Raw genomic sequence first — 18,380 nt, forward strand, 5'->3', positions numbered from 1 at the left:
GTTATTTTTACTAGGTGGCGGGCCGACGACTCTCCTCTATAGTCATTCGGCGATTATTTTCATCGCAAATCAAGTTGTGCAAAAAGGCAAACCGGACGAAAGTCCGGGACGCAAAGCTTCCGGTCTAAGGGTCAGCGGTACCTAGGATAGCGGGGCCACCACAGGTTGTTTCGTCCATGGGCCAAGCCATGGTGCGATGTCGTCTGCATTCCCTGTCAGGTTGCGTTGCCTTTTTCGTTGTTTACTCCAATAACGAAATAAGGAAGTTCAACTATGTTCAGTCCAAAACATACCCTGCTGGCGCTGCTGGTCGGGGGGATCTGTTCCACCTCCGCCCTCGCCGCCGCCCCCGGCAAACCCACCATAGGCTGGGGCGAAACCAAGTTCGCCATCATCCAGATCGATCAGGCCGCCACCTCCTACAACAAGCTGGTGACTGTCCACAAGGATGGTGCCCCCGTCAGCGTGAGCTGGAACCTCTGGTCCGGCGACGTGGGCCAGACCGCCAAGGTGCTGCTCGATGGCAAGGAGGTGTGGTCGGGGGCCGCCGCGGCATCCGGCACCGCCAACTTCAAGGTCACCCAGGGGGGCCGCTACCAGATGCAGGTCGCCCTGTGCAACGCCGATGGCTGCACCCTCTCCGACAAGAAGGAGATAGTGGTCGCGGACACGGACGGCAGCCACCTGGCGCCGCTCGATGCGCCGCTGCAGGAGAACAACAAGCCCTACGCCAACAAGTCCGGCAAGGTGGTGGGGGCCTACTACGTTGAGTGGGGCGTCTATGGCCGCAAGTTCACCGTGGACAAGATCCCGGCCAAGAACCTGACCCACATCCTCTACGGCTTCACCCCCATCTGCGGTGGCAATGGCATCAATGACAGCCTCAAAGAGATCTCTGGCAGCTTCGAGGCGCTGCAGCGCTCCTGCGCCGGTCGCGAGGACTTCAAGGTCTCCATTCACGATCCCTGGGCCGCCGTGCAGATGGGGCAGGGCAAGCTCACCGCCTTCGATGAGCCCTACAAGGGCAACTTTGGCAACCTGATGGCCCTCAAGCAGGCCAACCCCGACCTCAAGATCCTCCCCTCGGTCGGCGGCTGGACCCTCTCCGACCCCTTCTACTTCTTCAGCGACAAGACCAAGCGCGACACCTTCGTCGCCTCCATGAAGGAGTACCTGCAGACCTGGAAATTCTTCGACGGCGTGGACATCGACTGGGAGTTCCCGGGCGGTCAGGGGGCCAACCCCAACCTGGGCGGGCCGCAGGATGGCGCCACCTATGTGGCGTTGATGAAAGAGCTGCGCGCCATGCTCGACGAGCTGGAAGCCGAGACCGGTCGCCAGTACGAGCTCACCTCGGCCATCAGCGCCGGCGGAGACAAGATTGCCAAGGTGGATTATCAGGCGGCCCAGCAGTACATGGACCACATCTTCCTGATGAGTTACGACTTCAACGGCGCCTGGAGCAACACCGAGCTGGGCCACCAGACCAACCTCCATGCCGCGAGCTGGGATCCGGCCACCAAGTACACCACCGACAAGGGCGTCAGGGCGCTGCTCGGCCAGGGGGTCACACCGGGCAAGATCGTGGTCGGTGCGGCCATGTATGGTCGCGGCTGGACCGGGGTCAGCGGTTATCAGGCCGGCAACCCCTTCACCGGCACCGCAACCGGCCCCGTCAAGGGCACCTGGGAGAACGGGGTGGTGGATTACCGCGACATCGTCAACAACCGCATGGGCGCAGGCTGGGAGCAGGGCTATGACGAGGTGGCCGAGGCCCCCTACGTCTTCAACGCCGGCACCGGGGATCTCATCAGCTTCGACAACGACCGTTCGGTCAAGGCCAAGGGGCAATACGTGCTGGCGAACCAGCTCGGCGGCCTGTTCGCCTGGGAGATCGATGCAGACAACGGCGACATCCTCAACGCCATACACGAGGGGCTCGGCCATGGGGACGGCGGCACCACGCCACCGGTCAACAAGCCGCCGGTGGCCAATGCCGGCAGCGATCTGAACGCCACCGGCCCGGCGGAGGTGACGCTCAATGGCAGCGCCTCCCACGATCCGGAAAACGGGGCCCTGACCTACAGCTGGAAGCAGGTGTCCGGCCCGCAGGCCAGCCTGCTGGATGCCACCTCGGCCAAGGCCCGCGTGGTGCTGGATGCCGTCAGCAGCGACATCAACCTGGTGTTCGAGCTGACCGTGACCGACGATCAGGGGCTCTCGGCCAAGGATCAGGTGGTGGTGACCAACAAGGCACCGCAGCCGAACCTGCCGCCCGTGGTGAACGTGTCTGCCACCGCCAGCGTCGAGTCCGGCAAGCAGGTGACCATCCAGGCCACGGCCTCCGATCCCAATGGTGACGCCCTGAGTTATCAGTGGACGGTGCCGGCGGGTCTCAGCGCGACTGGCCAGGACAGCGCTAGCCTGGTGGTCACGGGCCCGAGCGTCACCAGCGACACCGCCTATGATCTGACCCTGGTGGTCACCGACGGTGCGCTGGATGCCACGGCGACGACGCGTCTGACCGTCAAACCGGCCAGCACGGGGGGCGGCTGCAGTGCGACCGATCCCGATGCGGCCAACCATCCGGCGTGGAGCGCCAGCACCGTCTACAACACCAATGACAAGGTGAGCCACAAGCAACTGGTGTGGCAGGCCAAGTACTGGACCCAGGGCAACGAGCCGAGTCGCACCGCCGATCAGTGGAAGCTGGTGAGCCAGGTGCAGCTGGGTTGGGATGCCGGCGTGGCCTACAACGCAGGTGACCTGACCACCCACAACGGTCACAAGTGGAAGGCCCAGTACTGGACCAAGGGCGACGAGCCGGGCAAGGCCGCCGTCTGGGTCGATCAGGGCGCCGCGAGCTGCAACTGATCGTCCGTGATACGACAATGGGGCCTGGGGCCCCATTTCTTTTGCAAGCGGATGATGACACCGGGTTGTGCCCCTCAGCGCAGGGGGGCAGGAGCACTCCCGGCTCAAAGCAAAAAGGCCCGTCAGGGCCTTTTTTTATTGCGGGTCAGAGCGGCTTCTGCCACAGGGTCAGCAGCAGATCCTGTTCAAGCTGATCCGGCCCCTGGTGGGTGAAGGCGTGGCGCTGCTCGCCGCTGGCACGCCAGCCGAGGCGACTGGTCTCCAGGATGTGCTCGCGCAAGCCCTGATCCAGCGCCGTGGTGAACTGGACGCGCTGCTGCTGGGCGAGGGTGAGCCCGGCGAGGCTAGGCCAGCTCAGGGGGTGTTCCATGCTCACCGGGTTGAGGCTGACGCGCAGTTGCCACTGGTGACGGGGGCCTGGCTGCACATAAAGCAGGTAGCCGCCCGGTGCCAGCCAGCTGACCAGCTGCTCGGTCTTGACCTTGAGATCGTTGACCAGCAGCACCTGGGCCTTGCCCGGCTGCAGCGGGGCGCGCGCCGGATCGGCGATGATGAACTGGCCTTCCGGCTGGGCCTTGTTGGCGGCGAAGATGGCGTTCTTGGCGAGATCGAAACCGCCGACCTGCCAGCCTGGCAGGCGCTCTGCCAGGGCCCGGCAGTAGTAGCCCTCGCCACAACCCAGATGGATCAGCTCATGTTCTCCGAGGGGAACCAACAGGGCTGCCATGGCCTCCACCAGGGGCAGCTGGTGGCCCTGCTCCAGGAATCGGCGCTTGGCACGCAGCAGGGCCCGGCTGTCGCTGTCCTTGGGGTTCTTGGTACCGGGGATGAGATCGAGATAGCCTTCCGGGGCAGGGTCGAAATGGTGCTTGTTGGCGCAGTAGCGGCCCTTGGAGGCCTCATGCAGCTGGAGTGGGCTGCGGCAAAGGGGGCATTGAAGGTGCATAGGCATTCTCTTGGGGACGGCCATGACGGCGGGGGCGTTCGGGATTATAGGAAAGCGGATCAGAAAAGGCTGCCGTGGCAGCCTTTTTATCCAACGGCTCTGTGCGGGAGCCGTCAGGGAACCCTGTCAGCGGGTGCCAAACACCACTATGGTCTTGCCGTGGGCGGAGATGAGCTCCTGCTCTTCCAGCATCTTGAGGATGCGGCCGACGGTCTCGCGGGAGCAGCCGACGATCTGGCCTATCTCCTGACGGGTGATCTTGATCTGCATGCCATCCGGGTGGGTCATGGCATCCGGCTGTCTGGCCAGGTTGAGCAAGGTCTGGGCAATCCGGCCGGTCACGTCCAGGAAGGCGAGGTTGCCGACCTTCTGGCTGGTGTGCTGCAGGCGCTTGGCCATCTGGCCGGAGAGGCGCATCAGGATGTCCGGGTTGACCTGGATCAGCTGGCGGAACTTCTTGTAGGAGATCTCGGCGACTTCACAGGCGCCTTTGGCACGTACCCAGGCGGAACGTTCCGGATTCTCGTTCTCTTCGAACATCCCCATCTCGCCCAGGAAATCCCCCTGATTCAGGTAGGAGAGGATCATCTCCTTGCCTTCGTCATCCTTGATCAGGACGGCGACGGTACCCTTGACGATGTAGTAGAGGGTTTCCGCTTTCTCACCGGCGTGGATCAGGGTGCTCTTGGCGGGATACTTATGAATGTGGCAATGCGACAAGAACCACTCCAGGGTGGGATCGCTTTGCGGTTTGCCAATGATCATGAGACTTCCTCGTAGTGTCTTTTTTATGGACTGTGCGTCCAGGCAAGTTGCCAAGCTTGCCATTCCTTACTCTTTGGTCGCAGTAGAATAAGAGCCTTTGCCTGTGCTGACAAGGCTTTGGGGTGTCGCGCTCCCTCGGGGAGCCGCGATCTGCTGCGCGATCCGGGCCATTCTAGGCAAGAAGGGGGGGGCAGATGTTGATTTCGATCTATTTCCCTCGGGGTCGCAGACGTTTCGATTGTCCCGTCCCGGTCGGTGGAAACGGGACGGGATCCTCCCCTGGCTGCAAGATGACGAGTCATGTGCCACTCGACCCCTGCTTGAGGTATGCTATGGGCGTCAGAATCGTCGTCATTGAGAGGAAGTGTGAGATGAAAGCCAAGGTCAGCTGGGTCGAAGGCATGAAGTTTGTGGGCGAGAGCGAGTCCGGTCATCAGGTGACCCTGGATGGCGCGAACCCGGGTGAAGGTGCCAGCCCGATGGAGATGATCCTGCTGGCGGTCGGCGGGTGCAGTTCCATCGACGTGGTTTCCATCCTGGAGAAGGCCCGCCAGTCCGTGACCGCCTGCCACGTCGAGCTGGAAGGGGTCCGTGCCGATTCCGTGCCCCGGGTGTTTGAGAAAATCCACCTCAAGTTCGTCGTGACCGGCAAGGGGCTGGCCGAGAAGCACGTCTCCCGCGCGGTCGATCTGTCCATGGAAAAGTATTGTTCCGTTTCCCTGATGTTGGAAAAAGCGGTAGAAATTACCCATAGTTATCAAATTCTTGAGGCTTGATCGTTGTAATTTGTCCCGTCGATAACGCCATGACATAAGGAAAGTGCGATGAAAAAAATGATGATGTTGCTTCCCCTGTTCGGGCTCGCTGCCTGCAGTGCGCCGCAGCCGACCCAGTATCAATACAGCCAGTATCAGTGCGGGGAAGAGATGCTGGGGATCACCTATGATGCCCAGGCCGACATGGTGCAGTTCCCTTATGCCGGCGTGTATCACAAGCTGGGCCGCATCGAATCGCCCAAGGAGGTCGCCAGCTATTCCGACGGGGTGACCACCTTCTCCCAGCAGGACAAGCAGGCCACTCTGGTCAAAAGCGGGGTGACCCAGCTGACCTGTGAACTGAAGTGATCTTCATGCCGACATGGCGTGTACGAAAAACGGCCTGCTTCAAGCAGGCCGTTTTTGTTGAAAGAGAAATCAGTTTGAGGGTAGCGAGCCCAGCAACTGTCCGGCCAGTTCCTGGCTGAGCTGGCTGCGGGCCTCCTCGGCGATGGGCACGTCGCTGGCGAGCTGGATGGCGCTGCTCCATACCGTCTGCTGGGTTCGCCGGTCGAGCAGCAGTATGGCCAGGGTACCTTTGCGGGCATCGGCGGCGGCATTCAGGCCCGGGGTCATGCCGAGGCGAGAGAAGATCTCCCCGTCGCTCATGTCCTGGCTGCCGGCGACGCCGATGGCAACCCAGACGTCCGCCTCATCCAGAGGCACGCTGCGCCAGCCCTTGCCGTCAAGCTGCCGGGTCACCGCCTGCTGGACCGGCTCCAGCCAGGGGGCGGCGCTGTTGCCCGCATACTGGAACTGCTCGGCGAGCGCGTAGCGTGGTGTCGCCCCATAGGTCCAGTTGTCTGCGGGACGCACCACCATGGTCCCCGTCTCGACGGTGGGGGCGGCGGGGCCCGTGCTGCAGCCGCCCAGCAGGGCAGCGAGTGTGAATGAGAGAAGTGCACCGCGCATCGTAAGCTCCTTGGCTCAGGTGATCTTGCCCGTTTCGATCAGTTGCTGGATCAGGGGGCGCAGGATCAGCTCCATGGCGAAACCCATCTTGCCACCCGGCACGACTATGGTGTTCATCCTGGACATGAAGGCGCCGTCTATCATCGACAGCAGGTAGGGGAAGTCCACCTGCTTGATGCCCCGAAACCGTATCACCAGCATACTCTCGTCCAGGCTGGGTATCACCTTGGCGCTGAAGGGGTTGGAGGTGTCGACGGTGGGTACCCGCTGGAAGTTGATGTGGGTGCGGGAGAACTGCGGCGTGATGAAGTTGATGTAGTCGTCCATAGAGCGCACGATGGAGTCGGTCACCGCCTCCCGGGAGTGGCCGCGCTCGGACGTGTCGCGAATGAGTTTCTGGATCCACTCCAGGTTGACGATGGGGACCACGCCGATGAGAAAGTCCACGTGCCGCGCCACGTTGTGCTCGTCCGTGACCACGCCCCCATGGAGCCCTTCATAGAACAGCAGATCCGTCTCCCCCGGCAGATCCTGCCAGGGGGTGAAGGTGCCCGGCATCTGGTTGAAGGGCACCGCCTCGTCGAAGCTGTGCAGGTAGCGGCGATACTGGCCGGTGCCGCTCTGGCCGTATTCCTGGAAGAAGGACTCCAGCAGACCGAAGTCGTTGGCCTCCGGGCCGAAGTAGCTGATGTGCCGCCCCTGCTCCCGCGCCTTGCGGATCGCCACGTCCATCTCGGGCCTTGTATAACGGTGGAAACTGTCCCCCTCGACCACGGCCGCCTTGTACCCGAGCTGATGGAACATGGAGCGAAACGCGTTGGTGGAGGTGGAGGTGCCGGCACCGGACGAACCGGTGACCGCGATGATGGGATGCTTGGCCGACATAGAATTCTCTCTTCCTTGGGAGTTCCGTTATAAGGGCTGGCCCAAAGTACGGTCAAGCCCCTGCAACATCTTCCGCCCCGGCCCTCGTCCGTCGGCCTGGCTGGGCGCGGGATCCCTCGGGAAGGGCAACCGGGCGTCGCGCTGCGGCCGGGAGAGAGGCCCGGGGAAGGGGCGGCTAGCCCGGGCATCGGGCGGAAGATCCCCCGCTCGTTCAGCCCGGGTTTCCGTTGCCGGTGTCATTCTGGTTGATAATCGTCCGTAGAGGCCTTGCTTAAATGAGTCTTGTGCACGACATTGACGCTCTCGTGCAACTCGCTGTAGACCAGCACGGCGATGCCTTGCTGTAATTGCTGACGGACCGCTTCGACCTTGTCGGCCAGGCTGACATCCTGTTCGCCGTATTCGGTGCCTTCTTGCAGGACAAAGTGCTCGAGCAGGTTGGTGAGGGTCTCGGGATCCAGTTCTTGCCAGGGGATAATCATGGTTTCATCTTCAATCAGTGGGGTGTGGGTATTGTCGATGCCAGTCCGGCAAGTGCAAGGAGTTTGTCTTGTGCCGTTCGAGGGGTTACATGAATTCAACTGATGCTCGTCGCCCTTCCGGGCAGCTCACCCAGCACCTGCTCGATGCCCGTCGGCAGGCCCTGGACTCCGGACTTCGCTGGTTCTGGGCCATCAATCTGATCGCTATCCTGTTCCTGCTGGCACGCTTCTATATCTATCAGGATGCGCACCTGGTGCTCAATGACCTCTTGCCTTGGTCCTACAAGTGGCAGCTCATCGCCATGGCTGGCGTTTGTCTGCTGCTGCCTATCGGATGGCGCTGGCTCTCCCGTCAGCCCCGTGCCCTCTGGCAGATCTCCCTGCTGGTTTGCGGCCTCTTCTGGGGACTGGCTTGGGCCTTGGTAGGCTATACCATCTCGATCGTCGATCTGAAGGGCGGTTTCAGCTTCATTTTCAACATGGTCAGCCTGTTGTTACTGACCGGTCTCATCGCGACTTATTCCGATGTACGGCTGTTCTATGCCCTGGTGTGTGCCCCTCTGCTGTTCTTGCTGTTAAGGGCTTGCTGGAGCCCTTCTCCATTTGTCATGGTCAATATCATGGTGGTCGGGGTTCTGCTGGTCGTGCTGGAGACGGGGCGACGCATGCTCAACGGCTGGTTCGAGCTGGCCGTGTCGAGGGAGTATGACAACCTGATGCTGGCGCACAAGATGAATGCCATGGCCCATCGGGATCCCCTGACCGGCCTGGCCAACCGTCGCCATTTCGATCAGGCGTGCAAGCGAGCCATCGCGCAGGGCACGACCCTGGAACTGCCGCTCACTGTGATCCTGCTCGATGTGGACTTCTTCAAACGCTACAACGATCGCTATGGCCATCAGGCCGGGGACGAGTGTCTGATCCTGGTGGCCGAGTGCCTGGAGGAGAGCGTGCGCGAACCCGGTGATCTGGTGGCCCGCTACGGCGGGGAGGAGTTCGTGGTGCTGCTGCAGGAGACGGATCTGGCGGGGGGGAAGGAGGTGGCCGAGCGCATTCGCGCCACCCTGGCCGCCCGGGCCCTGCCCCATGAAGACTCCGATGTCGCCCCCCACCTCACCCTGAGCCAGGGGATTGCCCAGTGGCGTCCGGGAGAGAGCCTGGTGATGCTGCTCGAACGGGTGGATGGCGCTCTTTATCAGACCAAGGAAGAGGGGCGCGACGGCTACCGGGTCGCGTCCTGAGCTTGCTCCTGCAGCCACTGGCTGATGCGCTCATCCAGCCAGAAGCGGGGACGCCAGGGGGAACCGTGCAGGAAGCCCACGTGGCCCCCCCGCCGGCTCAACTCGTAGCGCACTTGGGGTGAGAGCTGCTCCGGCGTCGGGATCACGGATCCGGTCATGAAGGGGTCGTCGGCGGCGTGAATGACCAGGGTCGGGATGGGGATGCGAGCCAGCATGCCCAGGCCGGAGCAGGTCTGGTAGTAGTGATCGGCGCTGTCGAAACCATGGAGCGGGGCCGTTACCTGCTCGTCGAAGTCGCGCAGGGTGGCGATGCGTGCTACCTGCGCTGGTTGCCAGCGTGCCCGGGCGGCCTCCTGATGCCGGATCTTGCTCTGCAGATTGGCCCGCATGGTGCGCAGCAGATAGCTCTGATAGACCCGTGAGAACCCCTGGTTGACCCGATCGGCACAGCTCGCCAGCTGCAGCGGTGCCGAAATCACCACAGCCGCTTTCAGCTCGGTTGGGCAGGCCCGTGCCAGCAGGTTGACCAGCATGTTGCCCCCCAGGGAATAACCGATGGCGATGAGGGGCTTGCCGGGGAAGCGCCGACCCAGCTCGGCAATCACGGCCTGGGCATCGTCGATGGCGCCGGAGTGATAGGCCCGCAGCAGCCGGTTCGGCTCGCCGCTGCACCCCCGAAAATGCATCAGCACCGCCTCCTGCCCCTGCTGCTGCAGATGGGCGAACAGCCCCTTGGCATAGTGGGAGTGAATGCTCCCCTCCAGCCCGTGGAACAATACGATAAGCGGTTGCTCGTCCCGGTGTGACCCTGTGCTCCAGGCGAGATCGACGAAGTCGCCATCCGGCAGCTCGAAGCGCTCCTGGGTGAAGCGGGCCGGGGCGCGGCGCAGCCACTTGGGCAGTATGGTTTGCAGATGGGGATTGCGGGCCCACCAGGGGGCGTGGAAGTGGCTTTCTGTCAGCATGCAACGGCTCGGGGCAGCAGGGAAGGGGAAGCGGCGGCGAGCCAGGGGCTCGCCGCGGTGTCAGGCGGGCAGGTGATCGTGGTGCTCGGCACCGCGCAGCATCGCCTGGATCAGTTCGTTGGCCTCAAACTTGGTGAGGGCCTCATGGGCCCCGACCTGATGGGCCCGCTCCACGCTGATCTCGCTGGAGAGGGAGGTGTGCAGGATGATGTAAGCCTCCGCCAGCCTGGGGTCACTCTGTACCTCGAAGGCCAGCTCGTACCCGTCCAGCCCCGGCATCTCGATATCGCTCACCAGGATGTCGATCCGCCTGCCCTGGGCGACGTTGGCCTGCATCAGGGCCAGGGCGTCCCGTCCGTTGGTGCAGACCTCGTAGGGGATGTTGATGTAATCCAGCGCCGCCATCAGCTGGCGGCGGGCGACGGAGGAGTCGTCCACCAGCAGGATCCGCATCGGCTTGAGCCGCTCGCGCTGCACATCGGTCAGCACGGGATAGAGGTGGCTGGGATCGTCCGGATAGACCCGCGACAGGATGAGTTCCACGTCCAGCAGCTGGATCAGCTGCTCTCCCACCCGGGTCACGCCGGTGACGAACACGTTCTGTCCGAGGGAGGGGGGCGGCGGCTCGATGTCACGCCAGTTGCACTCGGTGATCTTGTCGATGCCCCGCACCAGGAAACCCACCAGGGTGCGGCGGCAATCGGTGATGATGATGAAGCAGTTGGGCATCTCCTCCCTGGTGATGGGGCGATAGCCCACCGCCATCGCCATGTCGATCACGGGGATGGTGGTGCCCCGCATGCTGGCCGCTCCGAGCACGGTCGGATGAGACTGCGGCAGGGCGGTGAGCTGGGTGTAGGGCACTATCTCCTTCACCTTGAGCGTGCCGATGGCGAAGGATTGTCTGGCAGAGAGGTGGAACAGCAACATGCCCTGGGATTGGTTGGCCTTGCTCGTCATGGCGGATGTCCTGTTGATCTAGTCGGTGACGGTCAATCTGGTGTTCAGCATAGAGGATGGTGACATGGATGACTTCTCTGTTATTAACGGCGGCGCACCGTAAAACTGGATCCCTTTTCCCATCATTTTGTCGCCCCGTTTATCGGGAGGCGGACTGCTGTGCGTCCTGGTCGTGCCCCAGCCAGCGCCGGGAGGCATCGGCCAGCGCCGCCTCGTCCCGGTAACCCAGCCTGGCCACGACCTGGGCCGGGGTGCTGCCGCTTCTGAGCAGGCGAATCCCCTGCAACAACTGCCACTGGGCGAGCAGGCTCTCTGCATCCAGGTTATCCGGTTGCCGCTCGGCCAGCAGGGCCTGCCAGGCGGCCAGACTGCCCGGTTGCCGGGTCGCCAGCGCCTGCCAGGCGTCTTGCAACAGCTGATCCCCTTGCGGCGTGATGGTGCAACCCTGCAACTCGTCCCCCAGGATCTGCAGCCGCTGGCCATAGGGGCCTTGCCACTCTCTGGGCCGCGACCAGTGGGCCAGGTTCTCCAGCAGCGCATCCATCAGCGGACTTGCCTGCAGCCAGCCGGCCTGAGCCGGTTGGGGCACCCGCACCGAGCAGGCCAGCAGATCGTACTGGCAGCCCGCCAGGGGGGTGAAGGCGGCGAGGGCATCGGCACAGAGCCAGAAGTAATTCCCCTCCGTCAACAACAGCTCATTGGCGCCCAGCCTCAGCAGTGCCGCTCCCCGGGTGACGCGCAGCAGCTGGCCCATGGGAGAGCGCTTGCGGGGGCCGACCTGGAGGGTGGGAGTGGAAAAATGCTGATATTCGATGGCGTGATGCATGTAAAAACCCTGATATGATGCTGCCTGGAGGTAACAAAAATGGAAACCAGGCGTAAAAAACGCTTCATTGCCGGTGCGGTGTGCCCGGCGTGCGGCAAGATGGACACCATGATGCTGTATATGGAGCATGGAGTCGAGAAGGTGACCTGCGTCGACTGCGGGGACACTCAGGTGCAGACCCAGGCCGAGGTGGACAAGGCGACCCGGGAGGCTGAACAGGTCATAGGGGTGTTTCGTCCCGAGTGAGAACGAGCGGCCCGGTGAAGGGGCAGGGGAGGTTCCGGTGACAGCCGGGGCCATCTCTCGCTCCCGCAGCCGTTTTTGTCCGGTGCGGGACAGGCGTCTCTCCGGATTGCCGACTTTTTCAGCATGAGGGGGTTGGGCTGATCATATGCTTGGCCACCTTTTTGAGGTATTCTGGGGCCGTTTTTTCTATCCGCAGGATCCCTGACATGAAAGTAGCTCCCCTGAGCGTGGTTACGCTGGAATACACGGTCACCGACGAACACGGTGAAGTCATCGACACCACAGTCGGCAAAGAGCCGCTGGTGTATCTGCACGGTACCCGTTACCTGGTCTCCGGCCTCGAAGCCGAGCTGGAAGGTCGCAGCGTGGGCGAGGCCTTCGACGTCACCCTGACGCCGAACCAGGCCTACGGCGAGTACGACGAGAACCTGGTGCAGGAAGTGCCCGGCGAGTTGTTCGATGGCATGGAAGTGTCTGAAGGGGATACTTTTGTGGCCGAGACCGACGATGGCCACCGTCCGGTGACCGTCATCGAGGTGTCCGAAGAGTTCGTCAAGGTGGATGGCAACCATCCCCTGGCCGGCGTGACCCTGGGCTTCAAGGTCGAGATCAAGGACGTGCGTGCCGCGACCGCCGAAGAGCTGGCCCACGGCCATGTGCACGGTGCCGGTGGCTGCGGTCACGATCATGGCCATGATCACGGTCACGACCACGATCACGACCATGGCGGTTGCTGTGGTGGTCACGGTCACGCCCATGCTCACGATCACGGCGACGACCATGGTCACGGCGGCTGCTGCGGTGGTGGCGGTTGCGGTGGCAAGGGCCATCAGCACTGATCACGGCATGCCCGATGATGAAAAAACCCGCCTGGTGCGGGTTTTTTCATGGCCGTTCGCTCAGTAGTGCGGGGGCGGGGTCTCTTCGGCCATGCTGGCGATCTGGCTCGGCTGCACGCTCTGCAGCTTCTCCACCAGCAGATGGATCTGGTGCTTGAGCCGATCCAGCTCGCGGCCCTGGGTGGTGACTTCGTCGTTGAGCTGCTCCACCGTGTATTCGGCATAGGCGAGGCGGCTTTCCAGGGTTTCGAGGCGATCGTTTAATGACTGACTCATGGGCCTTTTGGTCCTTACTTGATTGTCCAGGTTTCGGCCAGGCCGCTTGAACTGGCGCTGACGAGGTGGCCATTGTCGCGCAAAGCCACGCCATAGACCACAGCACTCGGCGGTTTCACCTTGGGATGGGGCGAGACGCGCCAGCTCTGCAGCTGGCTGCCGTCGCTCACCTGCCACAGGGCGAGCTGGCGGGAAGGGGAGCCGGTGACGAGCCATTTGTCGTCATTGACGAAGCGGGCACTGGTGTAGACCTCGAAGCGATGGTCGAACTGCAGCCGGCTCTGCTCCTTGCCGGTTTTGAGATCCCAGATGCTGGCCTGGCGGCTGTCGGCGGTGAAGGCGAAACGCCCAGCCGGATCCAGCCTGGCCATCACCACCCGCCCGGCGTGATTGAAGCGCCACACCACCTGGCCCGTGCGGGTATCCCACAGGTAGGCGCTGTAGTCGTTGCCGCCGGTGAGGGCGTAGCGGCCGTTGGCGGAGAGATCCACCGTATTGACCTGTTCGGTGTGGCCGAGGAACTGCAGCCGGCGACCGGTCCGGGTGTCCACCAGCTCCGCCTTGCCGTCTTCCCGGCCGATCAGCACCATGCGCCCGTCGGCGGAGATGGCCGCGTCGCGCAGGCTGGATTCGGGCAGGGAGTAGTAGCCCTGGGAGCGGCCATCCTGCAGGCGCCAGATGGCAAAGGTGTGCTGGGTGGCGGTGATGGCGTGGCTGTCGTCGGGGGAGAAACGGGTCAGGGTGACGAACTCCGCCTGGTCGTCGCTCTGGCGCCAGCGCCAGCGCTCCTTGCCCTGTTCCAGATCCCACACCACAGTGCCCTGACCCAGGCTGGAGACGATGGCCTGCTTGCCGGAGCTCGCGAGATCCGCGCTCAGCAGACCCTGTTCGGCGAGGCGGATCTGCTGGCCGGGAAGGGCGCTCTGTTCGCACCCCGTCAGCATCAGGCAAATACCGATGAGATAAATGGCACTTTTGATCATTTTTCCTGTCTCATGCTTTCGTTACCCGCGATCACGGCGTTAGTATAAGGCGCTTATCACGATAAACCTCTCATTTCACGAAGGAACCGAGAGCGGTATTTAGCGTTTTGGAGAAACTGATGAACAATTTTCTGAAGGTGTCCCTGTTGGCTGCGGCAGTTGCCGTCGGCCTGACTGCTTGCCAAAAAGATGAGAAACCTGCTGCCAACACCGAAGTGAAGGCAGAAGCCAGCAAGCCGGCAGAGGCCACCAAGGCAGAGGCCAAGAGCTTTGAAGAGCAATCCGGCTATGCGATCGGCCTCTCCATGGGTCGTTATATCGCCAATACCCTGGAGCGCCAGCAAGAACTCGGCATCAAGCTGGACAACACCGTCATCCTGCAAGGGGTGACCGACGGTCTGGGCAAGAAGGCCAGCATGACCGACGAAGAGATCCAGAAGGTTCTGCAGGAATACGATGCCAAGATCAACGAGCTGACCAAGGCCAAGGCCGACAAGGATGCAGTTGACAACCTGAAGAAGGGCGAGACCTTCCTGGCTGACAACGCCAAGAAAGAGGGCGTGAAGAGCACCGAATCCGGCCTGCAATACCAGGTCGAGAAGATGGGTGACGGCGCCAAACCGAAGGCCACCGACATCGTCAAGGTTCACTACACCGGTACCCTGATCGACGGCACCAAGTTCGACAGCTCCGTCGATCGCGGCGAGCCGGCCACCTTCCCGCTGAACCAGGTTATCCCGGGCTGGACCGAAGGCGTGCAACTGATGCCGGTCGGTTCCAAGTTCAAGTTCTTCCTGCCGTCCAAGCTGGCCTATGGCGAGCACGGTGCAGGCACCATCCCGGCCAACGCCGTGCTGGTATTTGACGTTGAGCTGCTGGCCATCGAGAAGCCCGCTGCCAACGGCGACGACGCAAAGAAATAAGCTGCGATACGATGAAAACGGCTCCTCTGGGAGCCGTTTTTGCTTGTGGGTCAACACGGGCGATGGGAGAAAGCCGTTAGTCCGTCTTGAGTCTGTGACGGCTAGACCCCAGAATAGATAACAAAATCAAGCGCAAGGATGGATCTCGTGGCTGAAAGCAAACCCCGCGTTCTGCTGGTGGAAGATACCCGCAGTCTGGCTGTCGTCTATGAGCAGTACCTGACCCAGGATGGTTATGAGGTACAGCTGGCTGATTGTGGCCAGCAGGCACTGGCGCACCTGCTGGCCAGCCCGCCCCCCGTGGTGCTGCTCGATCTCGAGCTGCCCGACATGTCGGGCATGGCGATCCTGCAGCAGATCACGGAGCAGCAATTGCCTTGTTCCGTGGTGGTGATCACCGCCCACGGTTCGGTGGACGTGGCGGTGGAGGCGATGCGCCTCGGCGCCTTCGATTTCCTGACCAAGCCGTTCGACGGCAAGCGGCTGTGTGCCACGGCGCGCAACGCCCTCAAGCACCAGCAGCTCAGCTCCCTGGTGGCCCAGTATCGGGAGAACTTCGAGCGCAGCTCGTTTGCCGGCTTTATCGGTGCCTCCATGGCGATGCAGGCGGTCTATCGCATCATCGAGAGTGCGGCGCCGAGCAAGGCGACCGTTTTCATCACCGGCGAGAGCGGCACCGGCAAGGAGGTATGTGCCGAGGCCATCCACCAGTGCAGCCCGCGCCGGGATCAGCCCTTCATCGCGCTCAACTGCGCCGCCATTCCCCACGATCTGATGGAGAGCGAGATCTTCGGTCATGTGAAGGGTGCCTTTACCGGTGCCCAGGGGGAGCGCAAGGGGGCGGCCAGCCTGGCGGATGGCGGCACCCTGTTCCTCGACGAGATCTGCGAGATGGATCTGGACCTGCAGAGCAAGCTGCTGCGCTTCATCCAGACCGGCACCCTGCAGCGGGTCGGCAGCGGCAAGCTGGAGACGGTGGACGTGCGTTTCGTCTGCGCCACCAACCGGGATCCCCTGGCGGAGGTGAAGGCGGGGCGTTTTCGCGAGGATCTCTACTACCGGCTGCACGTCATCCCCCTCTACCTGCCGCCCCTGCGGGAGCGGGGCGAGGACATACTGCTGCTGGCGCGCGACCTCCTGCTGCGCTATGCCAAGGAGGAGAACAAGCACTTCCGGGACTTCGATGCCAATGCGGTGCGGGTGCTGCTCGATTACCCCTGGCCCGGCAACGTGCGGGAGCTGCAGAACGTGGTGCGCAACATAGTGGTGCTCAACGACCGCGAGCTGGTGAGCCCGGAGATACTGCCGCCGCCGCTCAACGGCGGCCGTGTGCTCACCACCGCGGTGGCGGCCCCTGTGTCCGAGGTGATCATGGATACGCCGGCCACCCCCATGCTGGCCCGTCCTCTCGTTCGTCCGCTCTGGCAGGTGGAGAAGGAGGCCATCGAGCAGGCCATCGCCAGTTGTGACGGCAACATCCCCAAGGCGGCGGCGCTGCTTGAAATAAGCCCCTCCACCATTTATCGCAAGAAACAGAGTTGGGAAGAGGCGAGTCTGGTCTGAGGCTGTAGATGACTTCTGTCATCCCTGACAGATAACCTGGTGAGCGGGGCGGCCCATTGGCCGCCCCGCTGCTTTGCTGGAAGGGTGGTGTCAGAGCTTGGCGAGCCGCTTGAGCCTGGCCAGCCGCTCCCCCTCATTGGCCCGGAGCCAGCCATCCTGCGACAGCAGGAACCAGGCCCGGGCGAAGTATTCCGGCGCGGCCGGGTCATCCAGCGCCAGCGCATTCTCCCCCAGCTCCTCGAACACATAGCCATCCTCGGGGGCCCTGGCCGCGTTCATGTCGGCCTGCAGTTGCTTCAGATCCGCCATGGCCTGCTCATGCTGATCCTTGGCCCGGCAGAGGCGCGCTAGGCTCCAGCGGGCGATAAAGGCCTTGGCCCTGTTGTTGTGCTGCTCGTGCCAGGCCAGGCATTTTTGCTGGCAGACGATGGCTTCGTCGAGGCGGCCCAGTTCGAACAGGGTCCAGCCCTGATTGTTGTAGAGGGTGGCGAGCCAGCCGCGCACCCGCTTGTCCTGGCTACGCTCGGCCAGCTCCATCGCGAGCTGGTGCCAGTGGCTCTGCTCTTCCAGGGGGGCGGCGATGGCCACCATGTGGGCCGCATCGATGGCCAGATAGCGCTCCTCGTGCTTGAGCCCGTGTTGCCAGGCCTGCTCGAACAGGGCTCTGGCACTGGCCTTGTCACCGGCGGAGTTGAAGGTGCGGCCGCGCTCCAGCAGGGCGCGCAGGCGGGCTCTCGGGGTCGCCTCGGTGAGGCGGGGTTCTATCTCGTCGAGCAGGCGGTGCGCCTGTGCAAACTGGCGGCGCAGCGAATGGGTGCGGGCTATCTGGGTGAGCAGTTCCAGTTCATATTGCAGATCCTGGTTGTCTGCCTCTGCGAGCAGCTGCTGAAAACGCAGGGCGCTGGCGGTGGGATCCTGATAGTCCCACAGCGCCATGAAATCGGGCGGATTGTCCATTTGGCCTCCTTGCTGGCTATCCGCTCACCAAGATGCCCGCAGGCCACTATTTGCACAAGGGGCGCCCGTCACGGAGCGCCCCTGGGGTCATGTCAACATGTCAGCCGGTCAATAGACCATGGCGAGGCTCATCAGCATCAGGCCGAGGGCGGCGAAGGCTCCTTCCTTGATGGCCAGACGCGGCACCAGCGCCTTGGGCAGGGCCGGGAACAGGCTGAGCGCAAAGCCCAGGCCTGGCATCAACCAGTGGAAGCCCGGGCTGCGGGTGCCGGGATCGGCCGCACCATTGATGATGATGAGCAGGATGAAGAGGGTGAACGCAGGCAGGATAAACCAGCGGGCGTGACCGGCGGCAACCGCCCGCAGCGGCGAGATGCGATAGAGCACCAGGGTCACGACAAACAGGACAAGGGGCGCCAGCAGATAGAGCGGGGCTGGATTCATGATGAGGGGTCTCCTGACAAGGGGGGCAGAGTGTACGCATGCCGGGCGCGGGATGACCAGCACCCCGCGCCCGGGCTGTGAAGCCGATCCCAGGGCAAAGGTTTGCCCAGGACGGGATCAGCGCAACCAGAACCAGAGGCCGGCAAACGCCAACCAGCTCAGCCCCAGCAAGATCCAGGGCAGCGGGTGCTGGCGGCTGATCTCGATCACCTCGACCTCGGGCTCTTCCTCCTGATGTGCCTGGGACGACAGCTTCGCCTTGATCTGCATCTTCTTCTGGCGGCTCGCCTCGCGGGCCTTGGCTTTCATCTGTTTCTTGTATTCGTCTATGCCCTTCTGGATCCCCTGGGCGATCAGCTGGGTCTGCTCCTTGGTCTGCCCCGGCTTCTGGTTGGCGCGGGCGATCTTCATCGCCTCCTGCTGGGTTTCGGGGGAAATCTTGTCGTACTTGGCCATGCAAGGCGCTCCTTGGCATCGA

General features: G+C 62.9%; 21 protein-coding genes and 1 riboswitch. Of the genes, 8 read left to right on the forward strand and 13 right to left on the reverse strand.

From position 1 onward, the window contains the following. Positions 1-75: 75 nt before the first annotated feature. A riboswitch (cyclic di-GMP riboswitch) is annotated at positions 76-163 on the forward strand. A 110-nt stretch (positions 164-273) separates the two neighbouring features. Continuing rightward, positions 274-2,874 (forward strand): glycosyl hydrolase family 18 protein, encoded by a 2,601-nt coding sequence (locus J9885_RS02530; protein ID WP_210547991.1) that lies wholly within the window; start codon positions 274-276, stop codon positions 2,872-2,874. Between the two features lie 145 nt (positions 2,875-3,019). On the opposite strand, the gene J9885_RS02535 is transcribed toward J9885_RS02530, so the two are convergent. Beyond that, a complete protein-coding gene (locus J9885_RS02535) occupies positions 3,020-3,820 on the reverse strand; it encodes a putative RNA methyltransferase (protein WP_210547992.1) in 801 nt (266 codons plus the stop codon). Positions 3,821-3,946: 126 nt separating this feature from the next. After that, positions 3,947-4,585, reverse strand: a complete 639-nt coding sequence (gene crp, locus J9885_RS02540) for a cAMP-activated global transcriptional regulator CRP (RefSeq protein WP_042074976.1) — start codon at positions 4,583-4,585, stop codon at positions 3,947-3,949. Positions 4,586-4,956: 371 nt separating this feature from the next. On the opposite strand from crp, the gene J9885_RS02545 reads away from it, so the two are divergent. Then, complete coding sequence (locus tag J9885_RS02545) at positions 4,957-5,361, forward strand: OsmC family protein (protein ID WP_210547993.1); 405 nt, start codon at positions 4,957-4,959, stop codon at positions 5,359-5,361. A 48-nt stretch (positions 5,362-5,409) separates the two neighbouring features. After that, positions 5,410-5,709 carry a hypothetical protein gene (locus tag J9885_RS02550; RefSeq protein WP_043758367.1) on the forward strand — a complete coding sequence of 100 codons (300 nt, stop codon included), beginning with the start codon at positions 5,410-5,412 and terminating at the stop codon, positions 5,707-5,709. Positions 5,710-5,778: 69 nt separating this feature from the next. Here J9885_RS02550 and J9885_RS02555 read toward each other — a convergent pair whose 3' ends face one another. From J9885_RS02555 to J9885_RS02565, 3 genes are all read right to left on the reverse strand, one after another. Further along, complete coding sequence (locus J9885_RS02555; RefSeq protein ID WP_134695470.1) at positions 5,779-6,312, reverse strand: DUF4136 domain-containing protein; 534 nt, start codon at positions 6,310-6,312, stop codon at positions 5,779-5,781. A 15-nt stretch (positions 6,313-6,327) separates the two neighbouring features. Beyond that, complete coding sequence (locus tag J9885_RS02560) at positions 6,328-7,197, reverse strand: phosphoribulokinase (protein WP_043758373.1); 870 nt, start codon at positions 7,195-7,197, stop codon at positions 6,328-6,330. A gap of 236 nt (positions 7,198-7,433) precedes the next feature. Then, positions 7,434-7,679 (reverse strand): YheU family protein, encoded by a 246-nt coding sequence (locus J9885_RS02565; protein ID WP_134695469.1) that lies wholly within the window; start codon positions 7,677-7,679, stop codon positions 7,434-7,436. Positions 7,680-7,768: 89 nt separating this feature from the next. On the opposite strand from J9885_RS02565, the gene J9885_RS02570 reads away from it, so the two are divergent. Continuing rightward, positions 7,769-8,920, forward strand: coding sequence for a GGDEF domain-containing protein (locus J9885_RS02570; RefSeq protein WP_210547994.1), 1,152 nt, complete (start codon positions 7,769-7,771; stop codon positions 8,918-8,920). On the opposite strand, the gene J9885_RS02575 is transcribed toward J9885_RS02570, so the two are convergent. The 3 genes from J9885_RS02575 to J9885_RS02585 form a co-directional block, all read right to left on the reverse strand. Continuing rightward, positions 8,902-9,885 carry a hydrolase gene (locus tag J9885_RS02575; RefSeq protein WP_210547995.1) on the reverse strand — a complete coding sequence of 328 codons (984 nt, stop codon included), beginning with the start codon at positions 9,883-9,885 and terminating at the stop codon, positions 8,902-8,904. The two genes, J9885_RS02570 and J9885_RS02575, sit on opposite strands and share 19 nt — an antisense overlap. 60 nt (positions 9,886-9,945) lie before the next feature. After that, positions 9,946-10,845 carry a chemotaxis protein CheV gene (locus tag J9885_RS02580; RefSeq protein WP_210547996.1) on the reverse strand — a complete coding sequence of 300 codons (900 nt, stop codon included), beginning with the start codon at positions 10,843-10,845 and terminating at the stop codon, positions 9,946-9,948. A 139-nt stretch (positions 10,846-10,984) separates the two neighbouring features. After that, positions 10,985-11,671 carry a hypothetical protein gene (locus tag J9885_RS02585; RefSeq protein ID WP_210547997.1) on the reverse strand — a complete coding sequence of 229 codons (687 nt, stop codon included), beginning with the start codon at positions 11,669-11,671 and terminating at the stop codon, positions 10,985-10,987. Positions 11,672-11,710: 39 nt separating this feature from the next. Between J9885_RS02585 and J9885_RS02590 the strand changes: the two genes are divergently transcribed. Continuing rightward, positions 11,711-11,917 carry a YheV family putative zinc ribbon protein gene (locus J9885_RS02590; RefSeq protein ID WP_033130616.1) on the forward strand — a complete coding sequence of 69 codons (207 nt, stop codon included), beginning with the start codon at positions 11,711-11,713 and terminating at the stop codon, positions 11,915-11,917. A gap of 206 nt (positions 11,918-12,123) precedes the next feature. Beyond that, entirely contained in the window at positions 12,124-12,756 is a 633-nt protein-coding gene (locus J9885_RS02595) for a peptidylprolyl isomerase (RefSeq protein WP_043758389.1), read from the forward strand. Positions 12,757-12,816: 60 nt separating this feature from the next. Here the strand turns inward: J9885_RS02595 and J9885_RS02600 are convergent, their stop codons facing one another. Next, positions 12,817-13,032: a SlyX family protein gene (locus J9885_RS02600; protein ID WP_043758392.1), complete on the reverse strand. Its 216-nt coding sequence runs from the start codon at positions 13,030-13,032 to the stop codon at positions 12,817-12,819. A gap of 14 nt (positions 13,033-13,046) precedes the next feature. After that, positions 13,047-14,015, reverse strand: coding sequence for a PQQ-binding-like beta-propeller repeat protein (locus J9885_RS02605; RefSeq protein ID WP_210547998.1), 969 nt, complete (start codon positions 14,013-14,015; stop codon positions 13,047-13,049). Positions 14,016-14,134: 119 nt separating this feature from the next. On the opposite strand from J9885_RS02605, the gene fkpA reads away from it, so the two are divergent. Next, a complete protein-coding gene (gene fkpA / locus J9885_RS02610) occupies positions 14,135-14,938 on the forward strand; it encodes an FKBP-type peptidyl-prolyl cis-trans isomerase (RefSeq protein ID WP_043758586.1) in 804 nt (267 codons plus the stop codon). A gap of 147 nt (positions 14,939-15,085) precedes the next feature. Further along, complete coding sequence (locus J9885_RS02615; protein ID WP_043758396.1) at positions 15,086-16,501, forward strand: sigma-54 dependent transcriptional regulator; 1,416 nt, start codon at positions 15,086-15,088, stop codon at positions 16,499-16,501. Between the two features lie 90 nt (positions 16,502-16,591). Here J9885_RS02615 and J9885_RS02620 read toward each other — a convergent pair whose 3' ends face one another. From J9885_RS02620 to J9885_RS02630, 3 genes are all read right to left on the reverse strand, one after another. Then, positions 16,592-17,458 carry a tetratricopeptide repeat protein gene (locus J9885_RS02620; protein ID WP_210547999.1) on the reverse strand — a complete coding sequence of 289 codons (867 nt, stop codon included), beginning with the start codon at positions 17,456-17,458 and terminating at the stop codon, positions 16,592-16,594. 108 nt (positions 17,459-17,566) lie between these two features. After that, a complete protein-coding gene (locus J9885_RS02625) occupies positions 17,567-17,902 on the reverse strand; it encodes a hypothetical protein (RefSeq protein ID WP_043758401.1) in 336 nt (111 codons plus the stop codon). Between the two features lie 117 nt (positions 17,903-18,019). Further along, the gene (locus J9885_RS02630) at positions 18,020-18,358 is read right to left on the reverse strand and encodes a DUF2956 domain-containing protein (RefSeq protein ID WP_210548000.1); all 339 of its coding nucleotides are present in this window, start codon (positions 18,356-18,358) and stop codon (positions 18,020-18,022) included. Positions 18,359-18,380: the final 22 nt, after the last annotated feature.

The sequence above is a fragment of the Aeromonas sp. SrichE-2G genome, from assembly GCF_017939565.1.
GTDB classification, from domain to species: domain Bacteria; phylum Pseudomonadota; class Gammaproteobacteria; order Enterobacterales; family Aeromonadaceae; genus Aeromonas; species Aeromonas taiwanensis.